The 21,689-nt window shown below is 45.0% G+C and carries 16 protein-coding genes; 4 read left to right on the forward strand and 12 right to left on the reverse strand.

Going from position 1 to position 21,689, the window contains the following annotated elements:
* Positions 1-521: 521 nt before the first annotated feature.
* Positions 522-3,890 carry an AraC family transcriptional regulator gene (locus L3V31_RS12845; protein ID WP_237316416.1) on the reverse strand — a complete coding sequence of 1,123 codons (3,369 nt, stop codon included), beginning with the start codon at positions 3,888-3,890 and terminating at the stop codon, positions 522-524.
* A 201-nt stretch (positions 3,891-4,091) separates the two neighbouring features.
* Positions 4,092-4,973 carry a zinc ABC transporter substrate-binding protein ZnuA gene (znuA, locus tag L3V31_RS12850; protein WP_237316417.1) on the reverse strand — a complete coding sequence of 294 codons (882 nt, stop codon included), beginning with the start codon at positions 4,971-4,973 and terminating at the stop codon, positions 4,092-4,094.
* A gap of 78 nt (positions 4,974-5,051) precedes the next feature.
* Here znuA and znuC point away from each other — a divergent pair, with 78 nt between their 5' ends.
* Together znuC and znuB are read left to right on the forward strand one after the other, a co-directional pair.
* Positions 5,052-5,837 (forward strand): zinc ABC transporter ATP-binding protein ZnuC, encoded by a 786-nt coding sequence (gene znuC, locus L3V31_RS12855; RefSeq protein WP_237316418.1) that lies wholly within the window; start codon positions 5,052-5,054, stop codon positions 5,835-5,837.
* The gene (gene znuB / locus L3V31_RS12860; protein WP_237316613.1) at positions 5,830-6,615 is read left to right on the forward strand and encodes a zinc ABC transporter permease subunit ZnuB; all 786 of its coding nucleotides are present in this window, start codon (positions 5,830-5,832) and stop codon (positions 6,613-6,615) included. The genes znuC and znuB overlap by 8 nt, the downstream gene beginning before the upstream one ends.
* Positions 6,616-6,742: 127 nt before the next feature.
* Here the strand turns inward: znuB and sucD are convergent, their stop codons facing one another.
* The 8 genes from sucD to sdhC all read right to left on the reverse strand — a co-directional run bounded on the left by sucD (position 6,743) and on the right by sdhC (position 16,427).
* The gene (gene sucD / locus L3V31_RS12865) at positions 6,743-7,615 is read right to left on the reverse strand and encodes a succinate--CoA ligase subunit alpha (protein WP_053395190.1); all 873 of its coding nucleotides are present in this window, start codon (positions 7,613-7,615) and stop codon (positions 6,743-6,745) included.
* Positions 7,615-8,781: an ADP-forming succinate--CoA ligase subunit beta gene (sucC, locus tag L3V31_RS12870; RefSeq protein ID WP_237316419.1), complete on the reverse strand. Its 1,167-nt coding sequence runs from the start codon at positions 8,779-8,781 to the stop codon at positions 7,615-7,617. The genes sucD and sucC overlap by 1 nt, the downstream gene beginning before the upstream one ends.
* A 194-nt stretch (positions 8,782-8,975) precedes the next feature.
* Positions 8,976-10,181 (reverse strand): 2-oxoglutarate dehydrogenase complex dihydrolipoyllysine-residue succinyltransferase, encoded by a 1,206-nt coding sequence (odhB, locus tag L3V31_RS12875; RefSeq protein WP_237316420.1) that lies wholly within the window; start codon positions 10,179-10,181, stop codon positions 8,976-8,978.
* A 28-nt stretch (positions 10,182-10,209) separates the two neighbouring features.
* Positions 10,210-13,035: a 2-oxoglutarate dehydrogenase E1 component gene (sucA, locus tag L3V31_RS12880; protein WP_237316421.1), complete on the reverse strand. Its 2,826-nt coding sequence runs from the start codon at positions 13,033-13,035 to the stop codon at positions 10,210-10,212.
* A 169-nt stretch (positions 13,036-13,204) separates the two neighbouring features.
* Complete coding sequence (locus L3V31_RS12885) at positions 13,205-13,915, reverse strand: succinate dehydrogenase iron-sulfur subunit (protein ID WP_005382174.1); 711 nt, start codon at positions 13,913-13,915, stop codon at positions 13,205-13,207.
* Between the two features lie 14 nt (positions 13,916-13,929).
* Entirely contained in the window at positions 13,930-15,696 is a 1,767-nt protein-coding gene (gene sdhA, locus L3V31_RS12890) for a succinate dehydrogenase flavoprotein subunit (protein ID WP_237316422.1), read from the reverse strand.
* Complete coding sequence (gene sdhD / locus L3V31_RS12895) at positions 15,697-16,041, reverse strand: succinate dehydrogenase, hydrophobic membrane anchor protein (RefSeq protein WP_237316423.1); 345 nt, start codon at positions 16,039-16,041, stop codon at positions 15,697-15,699. It lies immediately after the preceding gene.
* Positions 16,035-16,427, reverse strand: a complete 393-nt coding sequence (gene sdhC, locus L3V31_RS12900) for a succinate dehydrogenase cytochrome b556 subunit (RefSeq protein WP_237316424.1) — start codon at positions 16,425-16,427, stop codon at positions 16,035-16,037. The genes sdhD and sdhC overlap by 7 nt, the downstream gene beginning before the upstream one ends.
* Positions 16,428-16,821: 394 nt before the next feature.
* Here sdhC and L3V31_RS12905 point away from each other — a divergent pair, with 394 nt between their 5' ends.
* Complete coding sequence (locus L3V31_RS12905) at positions 16,822-18,111, forward strand: citrate synthase (protein WP_237316425.1); 1,290 nt, start codon at positions 16,822-16,824, stop codon at positions 18,109-18,111.
* A 78-nt stretch (positions 18,112-18,189) separates the two neighbouring features.
* Here the strand turns inward: L3V31_RS12905 and L3V31_RS12910 are convergent, their stop codons facing one another.
* Positions 18,190-18,948, reverse strand: coding sequence for a Nif3-like dinuclear metal center hexameric protein (locus tag L3V31_RS12910; RefSeq protein ID WP_237316426.1), 759 nt, complete (start codon positions 18,946-18,948; stop codon positions 18,190-18,192).
* Positions 18,949-19,097: 149 nt separating this feature from the next.
* On the opposite strand from L3V31_RS12910, the gene L3V31_RS12915 reads away from it, so the two are divergent.
* The gene (locus tag L3V31_RS12915; RefSeq protein ID WP_237316427.1) at positions 19,098-19,856 is read left to right on the forward strand and encodes a DUF1853 family protein; all 759 of its coding nucleotides are present in this window, start codon (positions 19,098-19,100) and stop codon (positions 19,854-19,856) included.
* Positions 19,857-19,959: 103 nt separating this feature from the next.
* Here L3V31_RS12915 and pgm read toward each other — a convergent pair whose 3' ends face one another.
* Positions 19,960-21,606, reverse strand: coding sequence for a phosphoglucomutase (alpha-D-glucose-1,6-bisphosphate-dependent) (gene pgm / locus L3V31_RS12920; RefSeq protein ID WP_237316428.1), 1,647 nt, complete (start codon positions 21,604-21,606; stop codon positions 19,960-19,962).
* Positions 21,607-21,689: the final 83 nt, after the last annotated feature.

A 21,689-nucleotide genomic window follows, 5' to 3' on the forward strand; every position in this document is an offset into this window, starting at 1 on the left:
AAGTAACCCCTCGTATAGTTAACCCATCGAGAGGGCGACCTCTCAAATGTATTCCAGAGGTGGCATGTCTCATGCCACTCCGGCAGCAAGCGAAGGTGTCATTGACACCCGTGGTATAGTCCCCCCGGCTATACCACGATATTTTTTTACTTATCCCTCCCCCCTTTAAACAACTACCCAATCCACTCAGTGATTTCCTCAATTGATATAGCACTATACTGGTGTACAAAGACTCCTTTTGATTTAAACATGTCAGTACTTATCTGATCTCGCATTAACCACATAAGCGTGGACAGCGCGATGACAACTCCATCCTACGAAGGCTATGTGGGACCAAGCACTGAATACATTGAGTTGAGGTACTAGATAGGAAGAAGCGTTGAACTTAGGAAGGGAAAATGGGGATTGTTCTCATGGGCAAAACACGGCTTTAATTTATGCAAGAAAAGAACCGATAGATAAAGCCCCCACACTTAGCGTAGAAACTATGGGATCCAAAAGAGTGAATAGCATAACGTGACTTATTGGTTCTCTTGAGTCAGTGCAAACTTCGAAGGAGGCAAGCCAAAATATAATCTGAACTTCTGGCTAAAATATGACGGATCGTTGAAACCGCAATTAAATGCAACTTCACTGATTTTCTCTCCGGCTAGTAGCTGCTCACAGGCGGTCTCTAAGCGTACTTCCGTTAGGTAATCTTTTAACGTTCTTGATGAGGCTGATTTGAAACGCCTTTGCAAACTGCGTTCAGACATAAATAACATCTTTGCCGCTGATGCAGTACCAAACTCAGCATCGTGGTAATGCTCAGCCACGAGCTGGTAAACCTTTTGCAGCCATTCATCTTCAGGACTAACCAAATCGCCACCCTCTTTTTCTGGCTCAAACTCTGACAACGGATCTTCTACGTGACTAAGCTCTTGAGCGACTGGCCATGTGATCTCAATTTTGTTCTGTGCATCAGAAGAAAATACAGCTAAATGACCACCACTCTCGCTGACTAATTGTGTGATACTGTCTATTCCTAGATCGGTAGTATTCCCATTTGATACCCGACCTAACGATATTTTGTTCGTCAATTGACTACCGTAATCTATAAAACTTAACCAGACGGATTCACTTCTCTCAGACAGCATGATCTTGACCGTTTGCCCACGATAAGAACGCTTAATGATATTGGCAAAAATGCTGTTAAAAATGACGTCTAAGTTGAAGCATTCCAGAGCAATTCTACTCGACTTGTTCTCATCAATAATCTCGGCCAGAATACCTGCTTTCGCAAAATCTTCTTTCCATACATCGACTACGGATTGCGTTATTTGACTCAAATTGTAGTTGTGGCTGCCACCACAGGATTCATCCGGAACACTTCTTAATTCATTTAATTGCCAATAGGCTTTAACAAAGTGATCTTGTGTTGGAGCATCCATCGCTTGGGGAAATTTAGAGGCAAGATGATCAACGCTTGATTTGATTGATTGAGCGACATGATCGACCAATAAGTTTCTTACTTGGATCTGTTTACGAAGTTGTTGGTTGCTGGTTAGCAGTACACGGCTTTGGTGTCTAAGTTGGTTGGTTTTGAGAGTAACTTGCGCGGCCAACGCACGATTGACTTGCACCATATAACGAGAGCGCCAATATGTGAGTAAGCCCAAAATTATGAGCGTTGCTGCTAGGAAAGCAAAAATAGCCAGTGAAGATAAATACCATGGTTGCTTAACCTTAAAGCGAGACTCTAATCCAATCAAACCTGCAGAAACTTGAGACTGGCTACTTACTTGAAGATGGTACTCGCCGGAATTAAGGTGTTCTAAGGTAAGTTGTCCGCCTTCCAATGTTTGCCAGGGCTCACCTTCACTCAATCTATAATACAAGTTTTGGCTATCGGGTCTTGGCATGGTACCAAAGCGGAAGCTTAATGATGAGCCATAAGGTAATTCAACGCCATCAAGACTAGCACTTCCTACCTGAAGAACTTCATTTTCATGCACTACCTGACTAACGATAAACCTAGACTCGGGGGCATTGGATACCAGTAAAGTTGAGGCTTTGGCTTTGACCAAGCCATATTTCGAGCCGAGTACTAGCTCGCTATCCTGGCCTTCTTCTCCTTGTATTACGGTACATACTCCTGGTAGAAACTCATTGTTTAACAAACCGGATGAAGAAGAGAAATGCTTTACCAACTCTCCAGAAAGATCGTAGTAGCTCAACCCGACAGACGAAGCAAGCCAGACACCTTGAGCGTCACTGATCATGCAGGCAGGTCTGGTATTAGAGACACTCAATTCTACGACTTGTTCTGAATCACCGACATTAACCGTTTTAAATAAACCATAAGAGGAAGCAAACCAAAGTTTGCCATCAGTAGCAGTAAGAATATCTAGGGATTCACCAAATTTTTCCGAAAATCGCTTGAAGCGAATTTGTTCATTGTCGTATTCATAAACACCGTGATCGGTGCCAATCAATAATCGATCTTGCGTATCGTATAAGCTAGTAATCTTTGCAGGTAAGTACTGGCTAACTAGCCATTCACTGCCAAGGCTCCTTACCCGTTGATTAGCGATATCAACGCTATACAGTTGATAACCACTTACTACCCAAAGACGTGAAGCATCATCGGCAGCAAGGTGTTCAACAGCATGTCCGGCCATAACTTGTAAGTAAGGAAAAGTGACCTCTTTTAAGCCATCAAGGTCGAATACTTTTAACCCTTGTGAGGTTGCGAGCCAAAGCAGCCCCTCTTGAAACACTAGATCATTGATTGGAGAGTGAGACTCTAGGATTATTTCATTACCTTGCAACCCTCTCCGATAGAGTTTGTAATCATCAGCAAACCACAACGCACCATCAGGTCCAGTCACTGTTTTTCTGATTCTTCCCGATAGTGTTTGTGAATCGTAACTACTGAAGGTAATCCGCTCAAACTTTTTACTGAACATGGAGTAGTAACGAATTCCCTGTCCAGTTGCTATCCACATCCCCCCCATGTTGTCGCTCAACAGTGAAAATATCTTGTTACTATCTAGCTCTAACTCAAGGAAACTTGAGGATTCAACTTCCGTCACCTCCCCGGTCAAAAACGAATATAAGTACAGACCATGTTCGGTGCCCACCCAATACTCTTGGTTGGTCTCTGCAAACGTTAACACATGTGAGCCTCCTACTTGGGTGACTTTCTTATTCGGCTCATTAATGTTGAAAACTAACGCACCGCGAAGCGTCCCAAGCAATATTTCACGTCGCGTAGGGGAATAGTAGATTTTTTCAATGTAGTTTTGGCCAGATTCAGCGACATGATCAAAGGCGTTTCCTTCGGACAGATAAAAGCCCGAAGTAGTGGCAAGTGCCCATTTACCTTCTATAAAAATCGCATCATTAATATAGACGTAACTATTGTTGCTATGGTGATAAAGATGGAGTAATGATAACGTTCTCAACTCACTAGTTTCGGTATTGTAAGTATAAAAATGTGCACCATCACTGACCCAGATATAGTGGTCTGAAGCGCCGATCTTTCTGATTTGGGAGCCAGGATTAAGGCTGAACACCAAACGCCGCTCTTGATTTGGATAGGTTTGGTAGACTTCATTCTCCACGAAAGTCCAAAACGCGCCTTTATTGTAGGCAAGTTGTTTGACAGGGTTCTTCAAAAAACTGCCTGATTTAGGGAGTATATTCTGACCATCATAGAACAAAACACGTCCATGAACGTCGTGTATCCAAAGGCCACCTTGCTCGCCTAAATACAAATTTTCCGCTGCAACAAAAGTCCCCTTAACCTGAGTAGGCAAAGGGTAAAAAATCGCATTAGCTTTATTAAACGCGAATGCATGACATGAAATAACCGCTCCAACGAGTAAGAGAGCCAGATAGCGTAGCAAGACGAAACCTTTAATATCTAAATTTATGCCGACTCGTCATGCTTCATGACTTCCTTAACATGGTTATTTCGAGTCGCTAATTATTAGGTAATAATATCTCAATTGGTTCTTGAGAAAAGGCTCGCCTTACCAAAGGTTGTAATTCTTACTGCTGGATCACGTAAAAACAGAAAATTCCGACAAAGAATAACAACCCCATAACTATTTGTTGCCTAAACACTGCTCGAAGCTATCTGCCATACCAGACAGGAACACGAAGTAACTTCCAGGTTTAGTTTCAACTGCGCTCCCTAATGGATCCAGCTCACCTTTAGCCACATTACTTCCACGCATAACACTTTCAACAACGGCTGGCGTAAATTGTGGTTCAGAGAACACACAGGCAACATCCCCAGACCTAAGGGCTTTGCGAATTTCAATCAGTGTTTTTGCTCCAGGCTTGCGATCAGGGCTTACGGTAAAGGCACCAAGTTGATTAAGTTGATACCTCTCTTCAAAGTAACCATAAGCATCATGAAATACAAAGTAGCCTTTATCTTTTACTGTATCGAGTTTGCCCTTAATTTCACTATCAGTCGCCGCCAATTGAGCTTCGAAGTGAGAAAGGTTCTCTTTGTACTTATTCGCATTGGTTGAATCAATCTCAATAAGTTTTTCCGTCAGCGCTTCAGCTACTTGTTTGACAGGTTCAACTCCTAGCCAAAAGTGCGGGTCGTAAGAGCCATGGTTATGCCCGTCGTGATCATGATTGTGCTCATTATCAAATTCACGTAATGCTAAATCCGGAATAGCACTGATCGTCATTGTATTTGCTTTGCCTGCCACGACTTTCTCAAGAAAAGGCTCTAGGTCATGTCCGTACCAAATGACCAGATCAGCTGAGGCGACTTTCTTCACGTCTGAAGGACGCAGAGCATAATCATGCGGGGAAGTATTTGACTGTAGCAATACCTCTGGCTCCGTCACGCCTTGGGTAAGTTCTGTCACCACCAATTGGATAGGTTTTATACTGGTAAGCACTGTTACCGCGTGCGCAGGTAACGTTAGCATTGCCGAAGCAATAAGAATTAAGGCTCTTTTCATAGTTTTACTTGGGATATCGAGTGGAAAGTGCAATAATGTTACATTATAACATTATTGATTTGCAAACGAGTTTCATTCATGTCCTCATTAGTCCATCTGGAACACTTATGCGTCGAATTCGATGAACGCAAAGTTCTGGACAACATCAGCATGGAATTAACCAAGGGTAAAATAACCACCCTGATTGGCCCCAACGGCGCTGGGAAATCAACTCTAGTAAAAGTTATTTTAGGGCTCCAGAAGCCGACTAGTGGGAAATTATCTAAAAAAAAGAAATTAAAAATTGGTTACGTCCCACAGAAGTTAAAGCTCAATGACTCTTTACCATTAAATGTCACTCGATTTTTAAATTTGGCAGGCAAATACAGCAAGCAAGAGTGTATTGATGCACTGAGACTTGTCGGAGCTGAGCACCTAATCAGCAGCAATATGCACAGCCTGTCTGGTGGTGAAAATCAGCGCGTCCTCCTTGCAAGAGCTTTGCTTCAGCGTCCTGAGCTTCTTGTTCTTGATGAACCCGCTCAAGGTGTGGATATTCAGGGACAAATCGACCTGTATGATTTAATAGAGAACATTCGTCACCGATTTGACTGCGCTATTTTTATGGTTTCCCACGATTTGCATTTAGTGATGGCCAAAACAGATGATGTCATTTGCTTACATCACCACGTTTGCTGTTTCGGTTCTCCTGCAACGATTACTCAGGATCCATCCTACATCGCCTTATTTGGTCATGCTGGTAGAGAATCATTAGCGTTTTATCATCACGACCATCATCACCATCATGACCTGTCCGGTGACCCAGTTTCTGGTGATGCGTCTTCTTGCGCCAAGCATAACCACGGACACCATCACCATGATTGAGTTTCTTCTCCCCTCTATTCTTGCCGGTATTGGCATCGCAATCATCGCTGGGCCATTAGGTTCATTCGTAGTGTGGCGGAAAATGGCGTACTTTGGCGACACGCTAGCCCACGCATCTCTGATGGGTCTGGCGCTTGGCTTTTTGCTTAATGTGAACATTTACCTTGCTTTACTTGTGTGTTGCCTCGCTCTAGCCGTACTACTGGTAACACTGCAGAAGCAACAGTTAGTCGCCACTGACACCTTACTCGGTATTTTGGCTCATAGTTCCCTATCGATAGGCTTAGTATCGGTTAGCTTTCTGGATAACGTGCGCGTTGATTTGATGAGCTACTTATTTGGTGATTTGCTGGCTGTTTCATTGCAGGACTTGGTATTTATTTATGCTGGTGTTGTTGCCGTTAGTGCGTGTTTATATATTTTCTGGCGCCCATTGCTATCGAGTACAGTCAGTGAAGAGCTTGCCGCTGTTGAAGGCGTGAATACCGATCTTGTACGTCTGGTACTAATGTTAATGGTGGGCGTAGTGATTGCGGTGGGCATGAAGTTTGTCGGTGCGTTAATCATGACATCACTGCTTATTATTCCTGCGGCAACGGCTCGAAAACTATCTTCTACGCCTGAACAGATGGCGCTGTTTGCCTCTATTATAGGCTCGATTTCTGTGTTGATGGGGTTAAGCCTATCTTGGCACTTTGACACTCCAGCTGGTCCTTCCGTTGTGATAAGCGCAACTTCGCTGTTTATGCTAAGCCAAATAGTCCAACGTAAAGCATAACACTGACATCAGTATGAGCTTGATGGTTAAGAACTTTAGCTCACTTTACTTATCCTCATTCTTAACCAAACTCCACGATCAAAAAAAGCCTGGCAATGCCAGGCTTTTGCAATCAAACAAGTTGGCATTACCAGCCTGTTACTTCACGTAGACCTTGACCGATCTCTGCTAGAGACTTAACCGTCTTAACGCCAGCCGCTTCTAGTGCAGCGAATTTGTCTTCAGCAGTACCTTTACCACCAGAGATGATCGCACCAGCGTGACCCATACGTTTACCAGGAGGCGCAGTTACACCAGCGATGTAAGAAACTACTGGCTTAGTCACGTTCTCTTTGATGAACGCTGCCGCTTCTTCTTCTGCTGTACCACCGATTTCACCGATCATTACGATCGCTTCAGTCTCTGGGTCTTCTTGGAACAGTTTTAGGATATCAATGAAGTTTGAACCTGGGATTGGGTCACCACCGATACCAACACACGTAGACTGACCGAAGCCTTCGTCTGTAGTTTGCTTAACTGCTTCGTAAGTTAGTGTACCAGAACGAGATACGATACCTACTTTACCTTTCTTGTGAATGTGACCAGGCATGATACCGATCTTACACTCATCAGGAGTGATAACACCCGGACAGTTAGGACCGATCATGCGAACGCCAGTTTCTTCTAGCTTCACTTTCACGTCGATCATATCTGTTGTAGGGATACCTTCAGTGATGGTTACGATTAGCTCGATACCCGCGTCAATCGCTTCTAGGATTGCATCTTTACAGAAAGGTGCTGGTACGTAGATGACTGTCGCTGTTGCGCCAGTTGCTTCTACTGCTTCGCGAACTGTGTTGAATACAGGTAGACCTAGGTGAGTTTGGCCGCCTTTACCTGGAGACACACCACCAACCATTTGCGTACCGTATGCGATAGCTTGCTCTGAGTGGAAAGTACCTTGACCACCAGTGAAACCCTGACAGATTACTTTAGTGTCTTTGTTAATTAATACAGACATTATTTAGCCTCCGCAGCAGCAACAACTTTCTGAGCAGCATCTGTTAGCGACTCAGCAGCAATGATATCAACATCAGAATTAGCAAGAACTTCGCGACCTAAGTCAGCGTTTGTACCTTCTAGACGAACAACAACAGGTACGCTTACACCTACCTCTTTAACCGCACCGATAATACCTTCTGCGATCATGTCACAACGTACGATACCGCCGAAGATGTTTACGAGTACCGCTTTCACGTTGTCATCAGATAGGATGATCTTGAATGCTTCAGCAACACGTTCTTTGGTTGCGCCGCCACCTACGTCTAGGAAGTTAGCTGGTTTGCCGCCGTGTAGGTTTACGATATCCATCGTACCCATTGCAAGGCCTGCACCGTTAACCATACAGCCAACGTTACCGTCTAATGCTACGTAGTTCAGTTCCCACTGAGCCGCGTGCGCTTCACGCTCATCTTCTTGTGATGGATCGTGCATTTCACGAAGTTTAGGCTGACGGTATAGAGCGTTTGAGTCGATGTTGATTTTGCCGTCAAGACATAGCAGGTTACCTTCACCAGTAACCACAAGAGGGTTGATCTCTAGTAGAGCTAAGTCGTACTGAGCGAACATCGTGCCAAGACCCATAAAGATCTTAACGAATTGTTTGATTTGGTCACCTTCGAGACCCAGTTTGAACGCAAGCTCGCGACCTTGGTAAGCTTGTGGGCCTACTAGTGGATCGATTGCTGCTTTGTGGATTAGCTCCGGCGTTTCTTCCGCAACTTTTTCGATTTCCACACCACCTTCAGTAGAAGCCATGAAAACGATCTTACGGCTAGCACGGTCAACTACCGCACCTAGGTATAGTTCGTTTGCAATGTTTGATGCTTCTTCAACAAGGATTTTTGTTACAGGTTGACCATTTGCATCTGTTTGGTAAGTTACTAGGTTCTTACCTAGCCACTTTTGCGCAAACTCTTTTACGCCATCTTTTGTATCGTGTAGTTCTACGCCGCCCGCTTTACCGCGGCCACCAGCGTGAACCTGACACTTAACTACTTTCTTAGCTGTGCTGATACGGCCTGCGGCTTCAAAAGCTTCTTGTGGTGTATCACACGCGTAGCCTTCTGGCACAGGCAAACCGAATTCTGCAAACAGCTGTTTGGCTTGGTATTCATGCAAATTCATTTCGATATTCCGTTTGTTTTTCCCCAAAGGGATTTATTATTTCCATAACGCCGCAGTCTTGGCTGCTTGTACGTCTGTAGGGTCTTCTCAAATCAATCACTAAGTGATTCAGATGAAGGCCAGACGTCGAGCTAGTCTAGCCATTGAAATTTTTAACGTCTAGCCGCCAAAGGCAACTAGACGTTTTAGCGATATTAAACGTCTAATAGGAGACGTGCTGGATCTTCTAGTAACTCTTTAATGGTTACTAGGAAGCCAACAGACTCACGACCATCGATTAAACGGTGATCGTAAGATAGCGCTAGGTACATCATTGGCAGGATTTCAACCTTGCCGTCCACAGCCATTGGGCGCTCTTGGATTTTGTGCATACCAAGAATCGCCGATTGCGGTGGGTTGATGATAGGTGTAGACATTAGTGAACCGAACACACCACCGTTAGTGATAGTGAAGTTACCGCCCATTAACTCATCTACTGTTAATTTACCGTCACGACCTTTAATCGCTAGCTCTTTGATACCTTTTTCGATATCAGCAAAACCCAGTGTGTCACAGTCTTTCAGTACTGGAGTTACCAGACCACGTGGCGTAGATACCGCCATACTGATGTCGAAGTAGTTGTGGTAAACGATCTCATCACCATCGATAGACGCGTTTACTTCTGGGTAACGTTTTAGCGCTTCTGTTACAGCTTTCACATAGAAAGACATAAAGCCTAAACGTGTACCGTGACGCTCTTCGAACTGGTCTTTGTACTGCTTACGAAGATCCATGATTGGCTTCATGTTGACTTCGTTAAACGTCGTTAGCATCGCTGTGCTGTTTTTCGCCTCTAGCAGACGGTTTGCAACAGTCTTACGTAGGCGAGTCATCGGTACGCGTTTCTCACTACGTGCCGCTGCAGGTGCTTCAACGATTGGCGCTTCAGCTTTTGTTGCAGCTTTTGCGTTTGCTAGGTGCGCTTCAATATCTTCTCGAGTGATACGACCGCCAACACCAGTGCCTTTTACTTGGCCTGCTTCTAGGTTGTGTTCAGCCAGTAGTCGACGAACTGCTGGACTTAGCGCATCGTTGCTCTCTTCAGTAAGTGCCGCTTTGTGACGCTTATCTGGAGATGCTTGTGTACCTTCCGTTTTATCTGTGGTTGGCTCACCCGCTACTGCACCAGGCTTCAATTTAGCAATCAGCTGCTTTGAAAGTACCGTCGCACCTTCGCCTTCAACAATAGCTTCTAAAACACCAGCTTCCGGAGCTGGCACTTCTAGCACTACTTTATCTGTTTCGATATCAACCAGTACTTCATCACGCTCGATAGTGTCGCCTGGTTGTTTGTGCCATGTCGCAACGGTTGCATCTGCAACTGATTCAGGTAAATCTGGAACCAGAATTTCAATTGTCATATCTGTTTCTTCCTTTAACTTCTAGTTCTTAATTCGAAGTTTTTGAGTTCACGTTCAGAGCGTCTTCAACCAACGCTTTTTGTTGTTTCAAGTGCACCGACATGTAGCCAACTGCTGGCGAAGCAGAAGCTGGGCGACCTGCGTATTTAAGATCTGCACCTGCAGGAATAGCGGCACGGAAGTTATGTTGACTACAGTACCAAGCACCTTGGTTCTGAGGCTCTTCCTGACACCACACAAAGTCTTCAACGTTTGTGTATTGAGCAATCGCTGCTTGCACTTCTTCCATTGGGAATGGGTACAGCTGTTCAATACGCACAATTGCAACGTCTTCTTGCTCGTTGTTGCGACGCTGTTCAAGTAGGTCGAAATAAACCTTACCAGAACAGAACACAACACGTTTCACTTTGCTTGGTTCCAAATTATCGATTTCTGGAATAGCCGCCTGGAAAGTACCTTCTGCAAGATCTTCGATAGTAGACGTACAAAGTGGATGACGAAGCAATGATTTTGGAGACATCACAATCAGTGGTCGACGCATTGGACGTACAACCTGACGTCGAATCATGTGGTAAACCTGCGCTGGAGTTGAAGGAACAACCACCTGCATATTTTGCTCTGCACACAATTGTAGGTAACGCTCTAGACGCGCAGATGAGTGCTCTGGTCCCTGACCTTCATAACCATGTGGCAGCAGCATAGTTAAGCCACATAAACGAGCCCACTTCTGTTCACCAGAAGAAATAAATTGGTCGATAACCACTTGAGCGCCGTTAGCAAAATCACCAAACTGTGCTTCCCAAATCGTTAAGCCGCCAGGCTCTGCTGTTGCGTAACCGTATTCAAACGCCAATACCGCTTCTTCTGACAATACAGAGTCGAATACCTGGAAAGGGCCTTGCTTATCATGAACGTTTGCTAACGGAATGTACGTGCTTGCATCTGTTTGGTTGTGAAGAACCGAGTGACGGTGGAAGAAAGTACCACGACCCGAGTCCTGTCCAGAAATACGGATACGCTTACCATCGTCAACCAATGTTGCGTAAGCCAGTGTTTCTGCCATACCCCAGTCAATTGCTTTTTCACCAGTCATCATTGCCAGACGGTCGTTGTAAAGTTTGTTTACACGACTTTGTAGCTTATGACTTTCTGGGTACTGACATAGACGGGTACCAAGCTCAACCAGACGTTGCTTGTCGTATTGAGATTCCCACTGCATGTCCCACTCGTGGCCTAAATAAGGAGACCAGTCAACCGAGTGCAATGCCATTGGACGCCACTCTTTCACCACAACTTCACCGCGGTCCAGCGCGTCACGGTATTCATTGACTAACTGAGTTGCAGTTTCAATATCTGATTCATTTTTATCGATCAGAACATCAGCGTAAAGCTTACGTGGTGTTGGGTGTTTCTTGATTTTTTGGTACATCAAAGGCTGAGTTGCATTTGGCTCATCTGCCTCGTTGTGGCCATGACGGCGGTAACATACCAAGTCAATTACAACATCACGTTTAAACTCGTTGCGGTAATCCAATGCGATACGCGTAACAAACGCAACTGCTTCTGGATCATCGGCATTAACGTGGAAAATCGGTGCCTGTACCATCTTAGCGATATCAGTACAGTACATGGTCGAGCGAGTATCACGTGGATTAGATGTCGTGAAGCCTACTTGGTTGTTAACAACAACGCGAACCGTACCACCAACACAGAAACCACGGGACAGAGACATGTTGAATGTTTCCGCAACCACGCCCTGACCAGCAACTGCTGAGTCACCGTGAATAGTGATAGGAAGAACTTTACTTCCTTCTTTATCACCTAAACGGTCTTGACGAGCGCGCACAGATCCGATAACCACTGGGTTTACGATTTCTAAGTGCGATGGGTTAAATGCTAGTGCTAAGTGAACGTCGCCACCCGGAGTCGCGAAGTCGGCAGAGAAACCTTGGTGATATTTAACGTCACCCGTTCCCCACGTTTCATCATGCTTGCCTGCAAATTCGTCGAACAGATCTTGTGGCTTTTTACCGAGTACGTTCACCAACATGTTCAAACGACCACGGTGTGCCATACCAATAACCACTTCACGCATACCACTTGAGCCAGCATGACGAATCAATTCTTTGGTCATCGGGATAAGCGCGTCACCACCCTCTAGAGAGAAGCGTTTTGCACCAGGGAATTTTGCGCCTAAGTAACGTTCAAGGCCTTCCGCTGCTGTCAGCTCTTCTAGGAAAGTACGTTTCTCATCGTTGTTGAATGATGGCTGGCCTACGACAGACTCAAGACGTTGTTGAATCCAACGCTTTTGCTCTGTGTCAGTCATGTGCATGTATTCAGCACCGATGGAACCACAGTATGTTTTTTTGAGGGCTTCGTAAATGTCTCTCAACTTCATGGTTTCTTGCCCAACAGCAAAAGAACCTACGTTGAAAGTTTCTTCGAAATCTTCTTCGGTAAGATTATGAAATGCAGGGTCTAGCTCAGCAACGGTTGCACGTTGCCATAGACCTAATGGATCTAATTCTGCAGCTTCGTGTCCGCGGAAACGGTATGCGTTGATTAGCTGTAGAACTTTTACTTGTTTTGCATCGACATCAGGGTCACTAACTTGGACATTGTAATGCTTTGTTTCTTGAGCGAGTCGTCGGAAGTAGTCACGGACACGTGAGTGCGGCTGTTCTGCCACTTCTTTTGATGGCTTAGGCAAGCCGTCAAAAACACGTTTCCACTCCTCACTTACCAGATCGGGATCACTTAGATACAGTTCGTAGAGTTCCTCTACGTACGTTGCATTGGCGCCAGCCAAGTGTGAAGACTCGAGCCATGCCTTCATCACGCCGTTGTGCATATTTTCCCTTAACCAGTAGTTTTCACGTTTGCTTCGGTCTACGCCGAGCTATAAATAGCCGACTCAAATAATCGGCAATTTTGATATTCTTCTACTCGAGTTATGCAGTTGCAGCGAAGTGACGGGGTTTTCTTTACACAACACTGCAACTGTATCATTTACGAGTCAATTACACCGAGCGATTTACCAGCATCGACTTAATGTGGCCGATAGCTTTCGTCGGGTTAAGTCCTTTAGGACAAACACTTACACAATTCATGATGCCGTGGCAACGAAAAACGCTAAATGCGTCATCAAGATCTGACAAACGTTCATCTGTCGCTGTATCACGGCTATCAATTAACCAGCGGTAAGCCGCTAGTAGGCCTGCAGGACCAATAAATTTGTCCGGATTCCACCAGAATGACGGACAAGAAGTTGTACAACATGCACACATGATACATTCGTACAAACCATCTAGATGCGCACGGTCATCTGGTGACTGCAGATTCTCACGCGATGGTGGCAATGCACCATCATCGATTAAGAATGGCTTAACTTTCGCATAGTTATCATAGAACTGCGTCATGTCAACAATAAGATCACGTACCACAGGTAGACCTGGTAAAGGACGAATTACGATCTTATCGCCTTGAAGTGCAGACAAAGGTGTTATACATGCCAAGCCGTTTTTACCGTTCATGTTCAGACCGTCAGAGCCACACACACCTTCACGACATGAACGACGGAATGCGATGCTTGGATCTTGCTCTTTAAGCAAAATTAGCGCATCCAAAACCATCATGTCTGAGCCTTCATCAACTTCGAGCGTGTACTCTTTCATGTAAGGCTTAGTGTCTACGTCCGGGTTGTAACGGTACAAAGAGAAGTTCAGTTTCATAGTCATATCCTCCCTTAGTATGTACGTACTTTCGGCGGGAACGCGTCACGGTGTACAGGCGTCATGTTAACATCACGCTTAGTCATCGCTTCTGTTTCCGGATTGTAGATTGAGTGGCACAGCCAGTTCTCATCATCACGCTCAGGGAAGTCAAAGCGGGCGTGTGCACCGCGGCTTTCCGTACGGTAGTTCGCAGCAACTGCTGTTGAGAATGCTGTTTCCATTAAGTTATCTAGTTCCAGACACTCAATACGCTGAGTGTTGAACTCTGAAGACTTGTCCGCTAGGTGAGCATCTTTTAGACGTTCACGGATAACTTTAAGCTCTTCCAGACCTGTTGCCATCGCATCACCTTCACGGAATACCGAGAAGCTATTTTGCATGCAGCTTTGCAGATCTTTACGGATTTGTACTGGGTCTTCGCCACCTGTGCTGTTTTCCCAACGCATCGTGCGCGCCAGAGAAGCTTCGATGTCAGATTCAGTTGCAGGACGAGCTTCAACTTGTGCTGCGAGTGTTTCACCTAGGTGAAGACCTGTCGCACGGCCGAATACAACCAAGTCTAGTAGTGAGTTACCACCTAGACGGTTTGCACCGTGAACCGATACAGAAGCGATTTCACCACAAGCGAATAGACCTTGAACTTCCGCTTCGCTGCCGTCAGCCTTCTGTGTAATTGCCTGACCAGAAACCTGAGTTGGAACACCACCCATCATGTAGTGACAGGTTGGGATAACTGGAATTGGTTCTTTCACTGGATCAACGTGTGCGAATGTGCGAGATAGCTCACAGATGCCTGGTAGACGAGATTCAAGTACGTCTTTACCTAAATGATCAAGTTTCAGCTTGATGTGTGGACCCCAAGGGCCGTCGCAACCGCGGCCTTCGCGGATTTCGATCATCATTGAACGAGCCACAACGTCACGACCAGCAAGGTCTTTTGCGTTTGGTGCGTAACGTTCCATGAAGCGTTCGCCATCTTTATTTAGAAGGTAACCACCCTCACCACGACAACCTTCTGTTACAAGAACACCTGCGCCAGCAATACCCGTTGGGTGGAACTGCCACATTTCCATGTCTTGCATTTGAACGCCAGCTCGTAGTGCCATGCCAACACCATCACCAGTGTTAATGTGTGCGTTCGTTGTCGAAGCGTAGATACGACCTGCACCACCAGTAGCCAGGATAGTTGCTTTTGATTTGAAGTAACAGATTTCACCTGTTTCCATACAAATCGCAGTACACCCCATGATCGCGCCGTCTTGGTTTTTCACCAAATCTAACGCATACCACTCAGAGAAAATGGTTGTTTTGTGTTTAACGTTTTGCTGGTAAAGCGTGTGTAGAAGCGCGTGACCGGTACGGTCTGCCGCTGCTGCTGTACGTGCAGCCTGCTCACCACCAAATTCTTTTGACTGACCGCCAAATGGACGTTGATAAATACTGCCATTATCAAAACGAGAGAATGGAAGACCCATTTTTTCTAGTTCGATAACAGACTCAGGTCCATTTTTACACATGTACTCGATAGCGTTTTGGTCACCAATGTAGTCCGAACCTTTTACGGTATCGTACATGTGCCACTGCCAATCATCCTTATGCGAGTTACCTAGAGCAACGGTGATACCACCCTGCGCAGATACTGTATGAGAACGAGTTGGGAATACTTTAGATAGCAAAGCACATGAAAGGCCTTGCTCTGAAATTTGTAGTGCAGCGCGCATACCTGCACCACCAGCGCCGATTACTACGGCGTCAAACTCACGAACTGGAATAGACACTTACGCACCCCACAAAATAAATAGACCAGAGAAGACATAGCCGAATAAAACGGCAATAACACCAAGTTGCAATGCGCCACGAAGTTTCGCGCACTTAATATAGTCGGTGAATACTTGCCACATACCAACCCAAGCGTGAATCAGTACCGAAACAAGAGCCAACATGGTGAATACTTTGGTGAAATTGCCACCAAAGAATTGGGTCCAAGATGCGTAAGAGATATCTGAGAATGCGCAGAAGCTAACCAGATAAATCGTATATAGAGTCATAATGATGGCAGTAGCACGAATCAGTAGGAAATCGTGTACGCCGTTACGACCAAATGAAGAGACGTGTTTTACCATACCATTATCCCCGCCAATAGTGACAATACTGCAGTAGCACCAAAAGCAACTTTCGCGCTCATCGTGCCTGAATCTAGCTCTTCAAAATAGCCTAGATCCATCATCAGGTGACGGATACCACCAGCAATGTGGTACGCAAGTGCAGTTAAAATTCCCCATAGGATGAATTTTACGAAGAAGCTATCGACGATATCGGCGGCTTCCATAAAACCCATTGGGGATGACAGAGAAATGGACAGTAACCAAAGTAGTATACCCACCGCAACAAACGTAATTACCCCGGACACACGGTGCAGGATGGATGCGATTGCTGTGATAGGAAAGTGGATGGTCTGTAAATCTAAATTAACAGGTCTTGACTTTCTTTCTTTCACGGGCTTGCTCACTCAGCTCCATTGAGCATTTATTGTTATAACCAATTTCAGCGTCCAAATGTACAAAAGTTAACATTTATTTAACAGATAGAACCGATAATTACCGAGAATATTGTAAACAAGTTGTTAACACCGGGAGCCATCACCAAACCTCACACTTTGTTATAGCCCCGTATTTATAAGGATTTAACTAAAATTTTCTTTGCCAATATACGGCGAGCAACATTCTAATACAATTGGTGTAACAAATTATGCTACATAGAACAGATTTTTAACGATTTCCAAAGAAAAAATCATAACAAGTGCACACAAAGATGTAGAAAAATTGACTTTATGCCTTAACAACAGTAAAAACATGGCACACAAACATCCTGGACGGATTAAATAATAAACAAAGGAGATTGTTATGGCGGATAAGAAAGCGACCCTTCATGTTGAAGGTAAAGCGCCAATCGAACTGCCAATTATGGATGGCACGTTAGGTACCCCTGTAATTGACGTTCGTAAACTAGGAGCCAATGGTTACTTTACTTTTGACCCTGGTTTTCTTGCCACTGCATCCTGTGAATCATCAATCACGTACATCGATGGCGGCAAAGGTATTCTTTTGCACCGCGGTTTTCCGATTGATCAATTAGCCAATAACGCAGATTACCTAGAAGTATGTTACATCCTTCTTTATGGTGAAGCCCCTACCCGAGACCAATACGAGCAATTCAAGAAAACTGTTACTCGTCATACTATGGTACATGAGCAAATCGCAAGCTTCTTCCACGGCTTCCGACGTGATGCTCACCCGATGGCGGTAATGTGTGGCGTAGTCGGTGCATTAGCAGCCTTCTACCACGATTCGCTCGATGTGAATAACGACGAACACCGTGAAATTACGGCGTACCGTCTGATTTCGAAAATGCCAACACTGGCGGCAATGTGTTACAAATACTCTGTCGGTCAGCCATTTATCTACCCACGCAACGATTTAAACTACGCGGAAAACTACCTACACATGATGTTTGCAAGCCCATGTGAAGAGTACGAAGTGAACCCTGTCGTAGCGCGTGCAATGGATAAAATCTTCACACTCCACGCGGATCACGAGCAAAACGCGTCAACATCAACAGTACGTCTTGCTGGTTCCTCTGGCGCTAACCCATTTGCATGTATTGCCGCTGGTATTGCATCTCTTTGGGGCCCAGCGCACGGTGGTGCTAACGAAGCATGTCTGAAGATGCTGGAAGAAATCGGCAGTGTCGATAACATTCCAGAGTACGTAGACCGTGCGAAAGATAAAGATGACCCATTCCGTTTGATGGGCTTCGGTCACCGTGTTTACAAGAACTACGATCCACGTGCAACCGTAATGCGTGAAACGTGTCATGAAGTTCTAAAAGAGCTAAACATCCAAGATCCTCTACTAGACGTAGCAATGGAACTTGAGCGCATTGCGCTTTCTGATGAGTACTTCGTTTCTAAGAAATTGTACCCGAACGTAGATTTCTACTCAGGTATCATTCTTAAAGCGATTGGTATCCCTGTATCAATGTTTACGGTTATCTTCGCGATTTCTCGTACTATTGGCTGGATTGCTCACTGGAACGAAATGCACAGCGATCCACTAAACCGCATTGGTCGTCCTCGTCAGCTTTACACTGGTGAGGCACAACGTGAATTTTCTCCTCTTCATGAGCGCGAATAATCACTTAGTGAAATGCTAAAGAAAAGAAGGGTTGAGATTCACATCTCAACCCTTTTTATTTTTGCTTATGGTTCTGCGCTAGACCGGATTATCAATATCCACAAACTCGACTTGTAAACCGTATTCATCGGCCAACCACTTACCAAGCGCTTTAATACCGTAACGCTCTGTTGCATGATGTCCCGCCGCGAAGTAGTGAATGTCCATCTCTCGCGCGGTGTATGTTGTGCGCTCAGATATCTCACCTGAGATAAAGGCATCTAACCCGTACTGAACCGCCAATTCGATAAAATCTTGCCCGCCACCAGTACACCAGCCTACGGTTTCAATCATTTTATCTGCATTTTCTGGTGCAATATGCAGGGGTTCTCTCTCAAGTGCTTGGTTGATCTTGCTCGCAAATTCAGCACCTGTCATCGGTTTTTTCAAACGTCCATACATCGCGACCGACTGCGGGTGACCTTCCAAACCACCTTCAACATCAATTTCCAGCAATTTTGCCAGCTCAGCGTTGTTGCCAAGTTCAGGATGAATATCAAGAGGAAGATGATAACCGTACAAGTTAATATCATTTTTAATTAAACTACGGATTCGCTTTCCTTTCATACCGCGAATTGGCTCTGGTTCGCCTTTCCAAAAGTAGCCATGATGTACCAGCAATGCATCGGCATTAAGCTCAACCGCTTTGTCGATCAAAGCCTGTGAAGCCGTCACACCAGTGACAATACGGTTCACCGTTGGCACCCCTTCTACCTGTAACCCATTAGGTGCGTAATCTTTAATTACCTGTGGTGATAGTTTGTCGTTAAGAACCTGTTCTAGCTTTAAGTTATTCATCATCACTTCCAATTTCTAATGCATGTTTAAAGTGTATATCGAACCTAGATACTGATGCCAGACATCGTGTCCCCATCGTTGGCAAATTTCGTTACAATAATACTGCGTCGTCACTTTATTGCTAAAGCTAAGGGTTAAAAGGAAACGGGATGAATCAACTGCAACGCTTTTATGATTGGATCGCAACATCACCACCACTTTTTCAGTTGTGCCCACCGTTTGCAACATTAGAAGATTTATCCGTAGCGCCCTTATGCGAATCTGAACAATATTGTGGTAATCCAAGACTGGGCTTTTTATATCAGCATTTGTGCACGGCTGTACTTTCTAATTCCGAACGATACCAAGTTGTCGCAGAGGAGATTCAACTCAATGACCACACTGGAAGAACGATTGGTGCGGTGGATTTAGTGTTGCAAAATACGGAGTCAGGTCTGTTGGAGCATTGGGAAGTGGCGATTAAGTTCTACCTACTTCATCAAGGCGTTTGGTATGGCCCCAACGCCCATGATCAACTACATAAAAAATTGGATAGAATGCTGACTCATCAATTAAAAATGAGTGAAAGGCCTGAATTCCAGCAAATTCTTCCACTAGACACACCGCCAGAAGAGCGATTGCTGATGCAAGGCCGTTTGTATATTAATCCGTTTTCATCGGAGACGACGCCAACAGAGTGTTTGGGCTATGAGCTGAATGCCTCTCAAATAAGCGGATATTGGTGCTACCAAAGTCAATGGGACTTGATTCCAAAGCCGCTTTATCACCTGAGCAAACCTTGCTGGGCAATGGGCACGGATGACTTTTCACACCCAATTGAGAAACCGTCTGACCGATTTGAACATGTACAAACTGCGAATGGTGAATTCTGGTTTATTGTGCCGGATCACTGGCCAAGTCAGCGCTGAGGCTTGAAACGTTATGTTTCTTTAATCTCAGAAAACCAAAAGAAAAAGGGCTGATGCGTTCACATCAACCCTTGTCTTTACCATTTATAAAAATTGTCGCGTTTTACAAACCAGCTGCTGCAAATACCTGGTTAACAATTTCTTGTGCTTCGGCTTCAATTTGTTTTAGGTGTTCTTCACCCTTGAAGCTCTCACAGTAAATTTTGTAGATGTCTTCCGTACCAGATGGGCGAGCTGCGAACCAACCGTTTTCAGTCGTGACTTTTAGACCGCCGATCGCCGCACCGTTTCCAGGAGCATGAGTGAGTCGTGCCGTTATTACATCACCAGCCAATGTTTCTGCTGAAACCATTTCAGGAGAAAGTTTCTTCAGTACATCTTTTTGTGGGCCATTCGCGACCGCTTGGATGCGGTTGTACTTAGATTCACCGTGTTTAGCCGCTAACTCTTCATAGTACTCTTGAGGGTTCTTACCGGTCACTGCTGTAATCTCAGCAGCTAAAAGGCAAAGTAAGATGCCATCTTTGTCAGTAGACCAAGGCGTGCCATCTTTGCGTAGGAAAGAAGCACCCGCACTTTCTTCACCACCAAAGCCGAACTGACCTGTGTAAAGGCCATCAACAAACCATTTAAAACCAACGGGTACTTCACACAGCTCGCGACCAAGATCCGCAACAACACGGTCGATAAGTGCACTAGATACCAGTGTCTTACCAACCGCAACATCTTTACCCCATGCATCACGATGGCGGTATAAGTAGTCGATACATACAGCCAGATAATGGTTTGGATTCATCAAACCTTTTGGTGTAACAATACCGTGGCGGTCATAATCTGGATCATTACCAAACGCTAGGTCATATTCATCTTTCAGTGCCAACAGGCCTGCCATAGCGTAAGGAGAAGAACAGTCCATACGAACAACGCCATCTTTATCCAGTGACATAAATTGGAAGGATGGGTCAATTGCTTCACTAACCAGTGTAAGATCTAGGTTGTAAGCTTTGCCAATTTGGCGCCAGTAGTCGATGCCGCTGCCGCCCAGCGGATCAACACCAATTTTTAGATTGGCTTTTTGGATAGCTTCCATATCGATCACGTTAACCAGATCATCGATGTATGGTTTTACTAAGTCGACTTCCACAAACAAATCAGAAGATTTTGCTTCTTGTAGAGGCAGACGTTTCACGCCTTTTAGATCTTCTGCAATCAGTGCATTCGCGCGGTCTTCAATCGCTTGAGTCAATTCCGCTTCCGCAGGTCCACCATGAGTCGGGTTGTATTTGATACCGCCATCTTGTGGTGGGTTGTGCGAAGGGGTAATCACAATGCCATCCGCTTTTTCATCGTGTTTGATGTTATAAGTCAGAATAGCGTGAGAGATACCAGGGGTTGGTGTATAGCCATTGTCTTGCTGAACGATCACTTTTACACCGTTCGCAATCAATACTTCGATAACACTAGAAAAAGCAGGTTCTGATAGTGCATGGGTATCTTTACCGACAAACAGTGGCCCTGTCGTGCCCTGCTCTGCACGAACTTCTGCAACCGCCTGTGCAATGGCTAAGATGTGATTCTCATTAAAGGTATGCTTGTCTGCAGTACCACGGTGACCTGATGTACCGAATAAAACCTTATGATCTGAGTTAGTCGCATCAGGTTGAAGCAAGAAGTAATTAGCAACTAACGCCGGAATATTATGAAGATCTTCCTGCTGCGCTTTTTGCCCAGCACGAGGGTGCATAGCCATGTTTGACATCCTTTCTTTAAATATAACAAACTAAAAAGCCTCATAATATCCGCTAAATGCTACACATTATGAGGCTTCTATCA

Origin of the sequence: Vibrio sp. J1-1, assembly GCF_021728395.1 — a bacterium.
Lineage (GTDB): Bacteria > Pseudomonadota > Gammaproteobacteria > Enterobacterales > Vibrionaceae > Vibrio.

What these genes read in the sequence shown, in the direction of transcription:
- L3V31_RS12905 (WP_237316425.1), top strand. Translation starts at nt 16,822, where the DNA reads ATGGCGGATAAGAAAGCGACCCTTCATGTTGAAGGTAAAGCGCCAATC.
- L3V31_RS12915 (WP_237316427.1), top strand. Translation starts at nt 19,098, where the DNA reads ATGAATCAACTGCAACGCTTTTATGATTGGATCGCAACATCACCACCA.
- znuB (WP_237316613.1), top strand. Translation starts at nt 5,830, where the DNA reads ATGATTGAGTTTCTTCTCCCCTCTATTCTTGCCGGTATTGGCATCGCA.
- sucA (WP_237316421.1), bottom strand. Translation starts at nt 13,035, where the DNA reads ATGCACAACGGCGTGATGAAGGCATGGCTCGAGTCTTCACACTTGGCT.
- znuA (WP_237316417.1), bottom strand. Translation starts at nt 4,973, where the DNA reads ATGAAAAGAGCCTTAATTCTTATTGCTTCGGCAATGCTAACGTTACCT.
- sucC (WP_237316419.1), bottom strand. Translation starts at nt 8,781, where the DNA reads ATGAATTTGCATGAATACCAAGCCAAACAGCTGTTTGCAGAATTCGGT.
- L3V31_RS12885 (WP_005382174.1), bottom strand. Translation starts at nt 13,915, where the DNA reads ATGAAACTGAACTTCTCTTTGTACCGTTACAACCCGGACGTAGACACT.
- L3V31_RS12910 (WP_237316426.1), bottom strand. Translation starts at nt 18,948, where the DNA reads ATGAATAACTTAAAGCTAGAACAGGTTCTTAACGACAAACTATCACCA.
- pgm (WP_237316428.1), bottom strand. Translation starts at nt 21,606, where the DNA reads ATGGCTATGCACCCTCGTGCTGGGCAAAAAGCGCAGCAGGAAGATCTT.
- sucD (WP_053395190.1), bottom strand. Translation starts at nt 7,615, where the DNA reads ATGTCTGTATTAATTAACAAAGACACTAAAGTAATCTGTCAGGGTTTC.
- sdhD (WP_237316423.1), bottom strand. Translation starts at nt 16,041, where the DNA reads ATGGTAAAACACGTCTCTTCATTTGGTCGTAACGGCGTACACGATTTC.
- odhB (WP_237316420.1), bottom strand. Translation starts at nt 10,181, where the DNA reads ATGACAATTGAAATTCTGGTTCCAGATTTACCTGAATCAGTTGCAGAT.
- znuC (WP_237316418.1), top strand. Translation starts at nt 5,052, where the DNA reads ATGTCCTCATTAGTCCATCTGGAACACTTATGCGTCGAATTCGATGAA.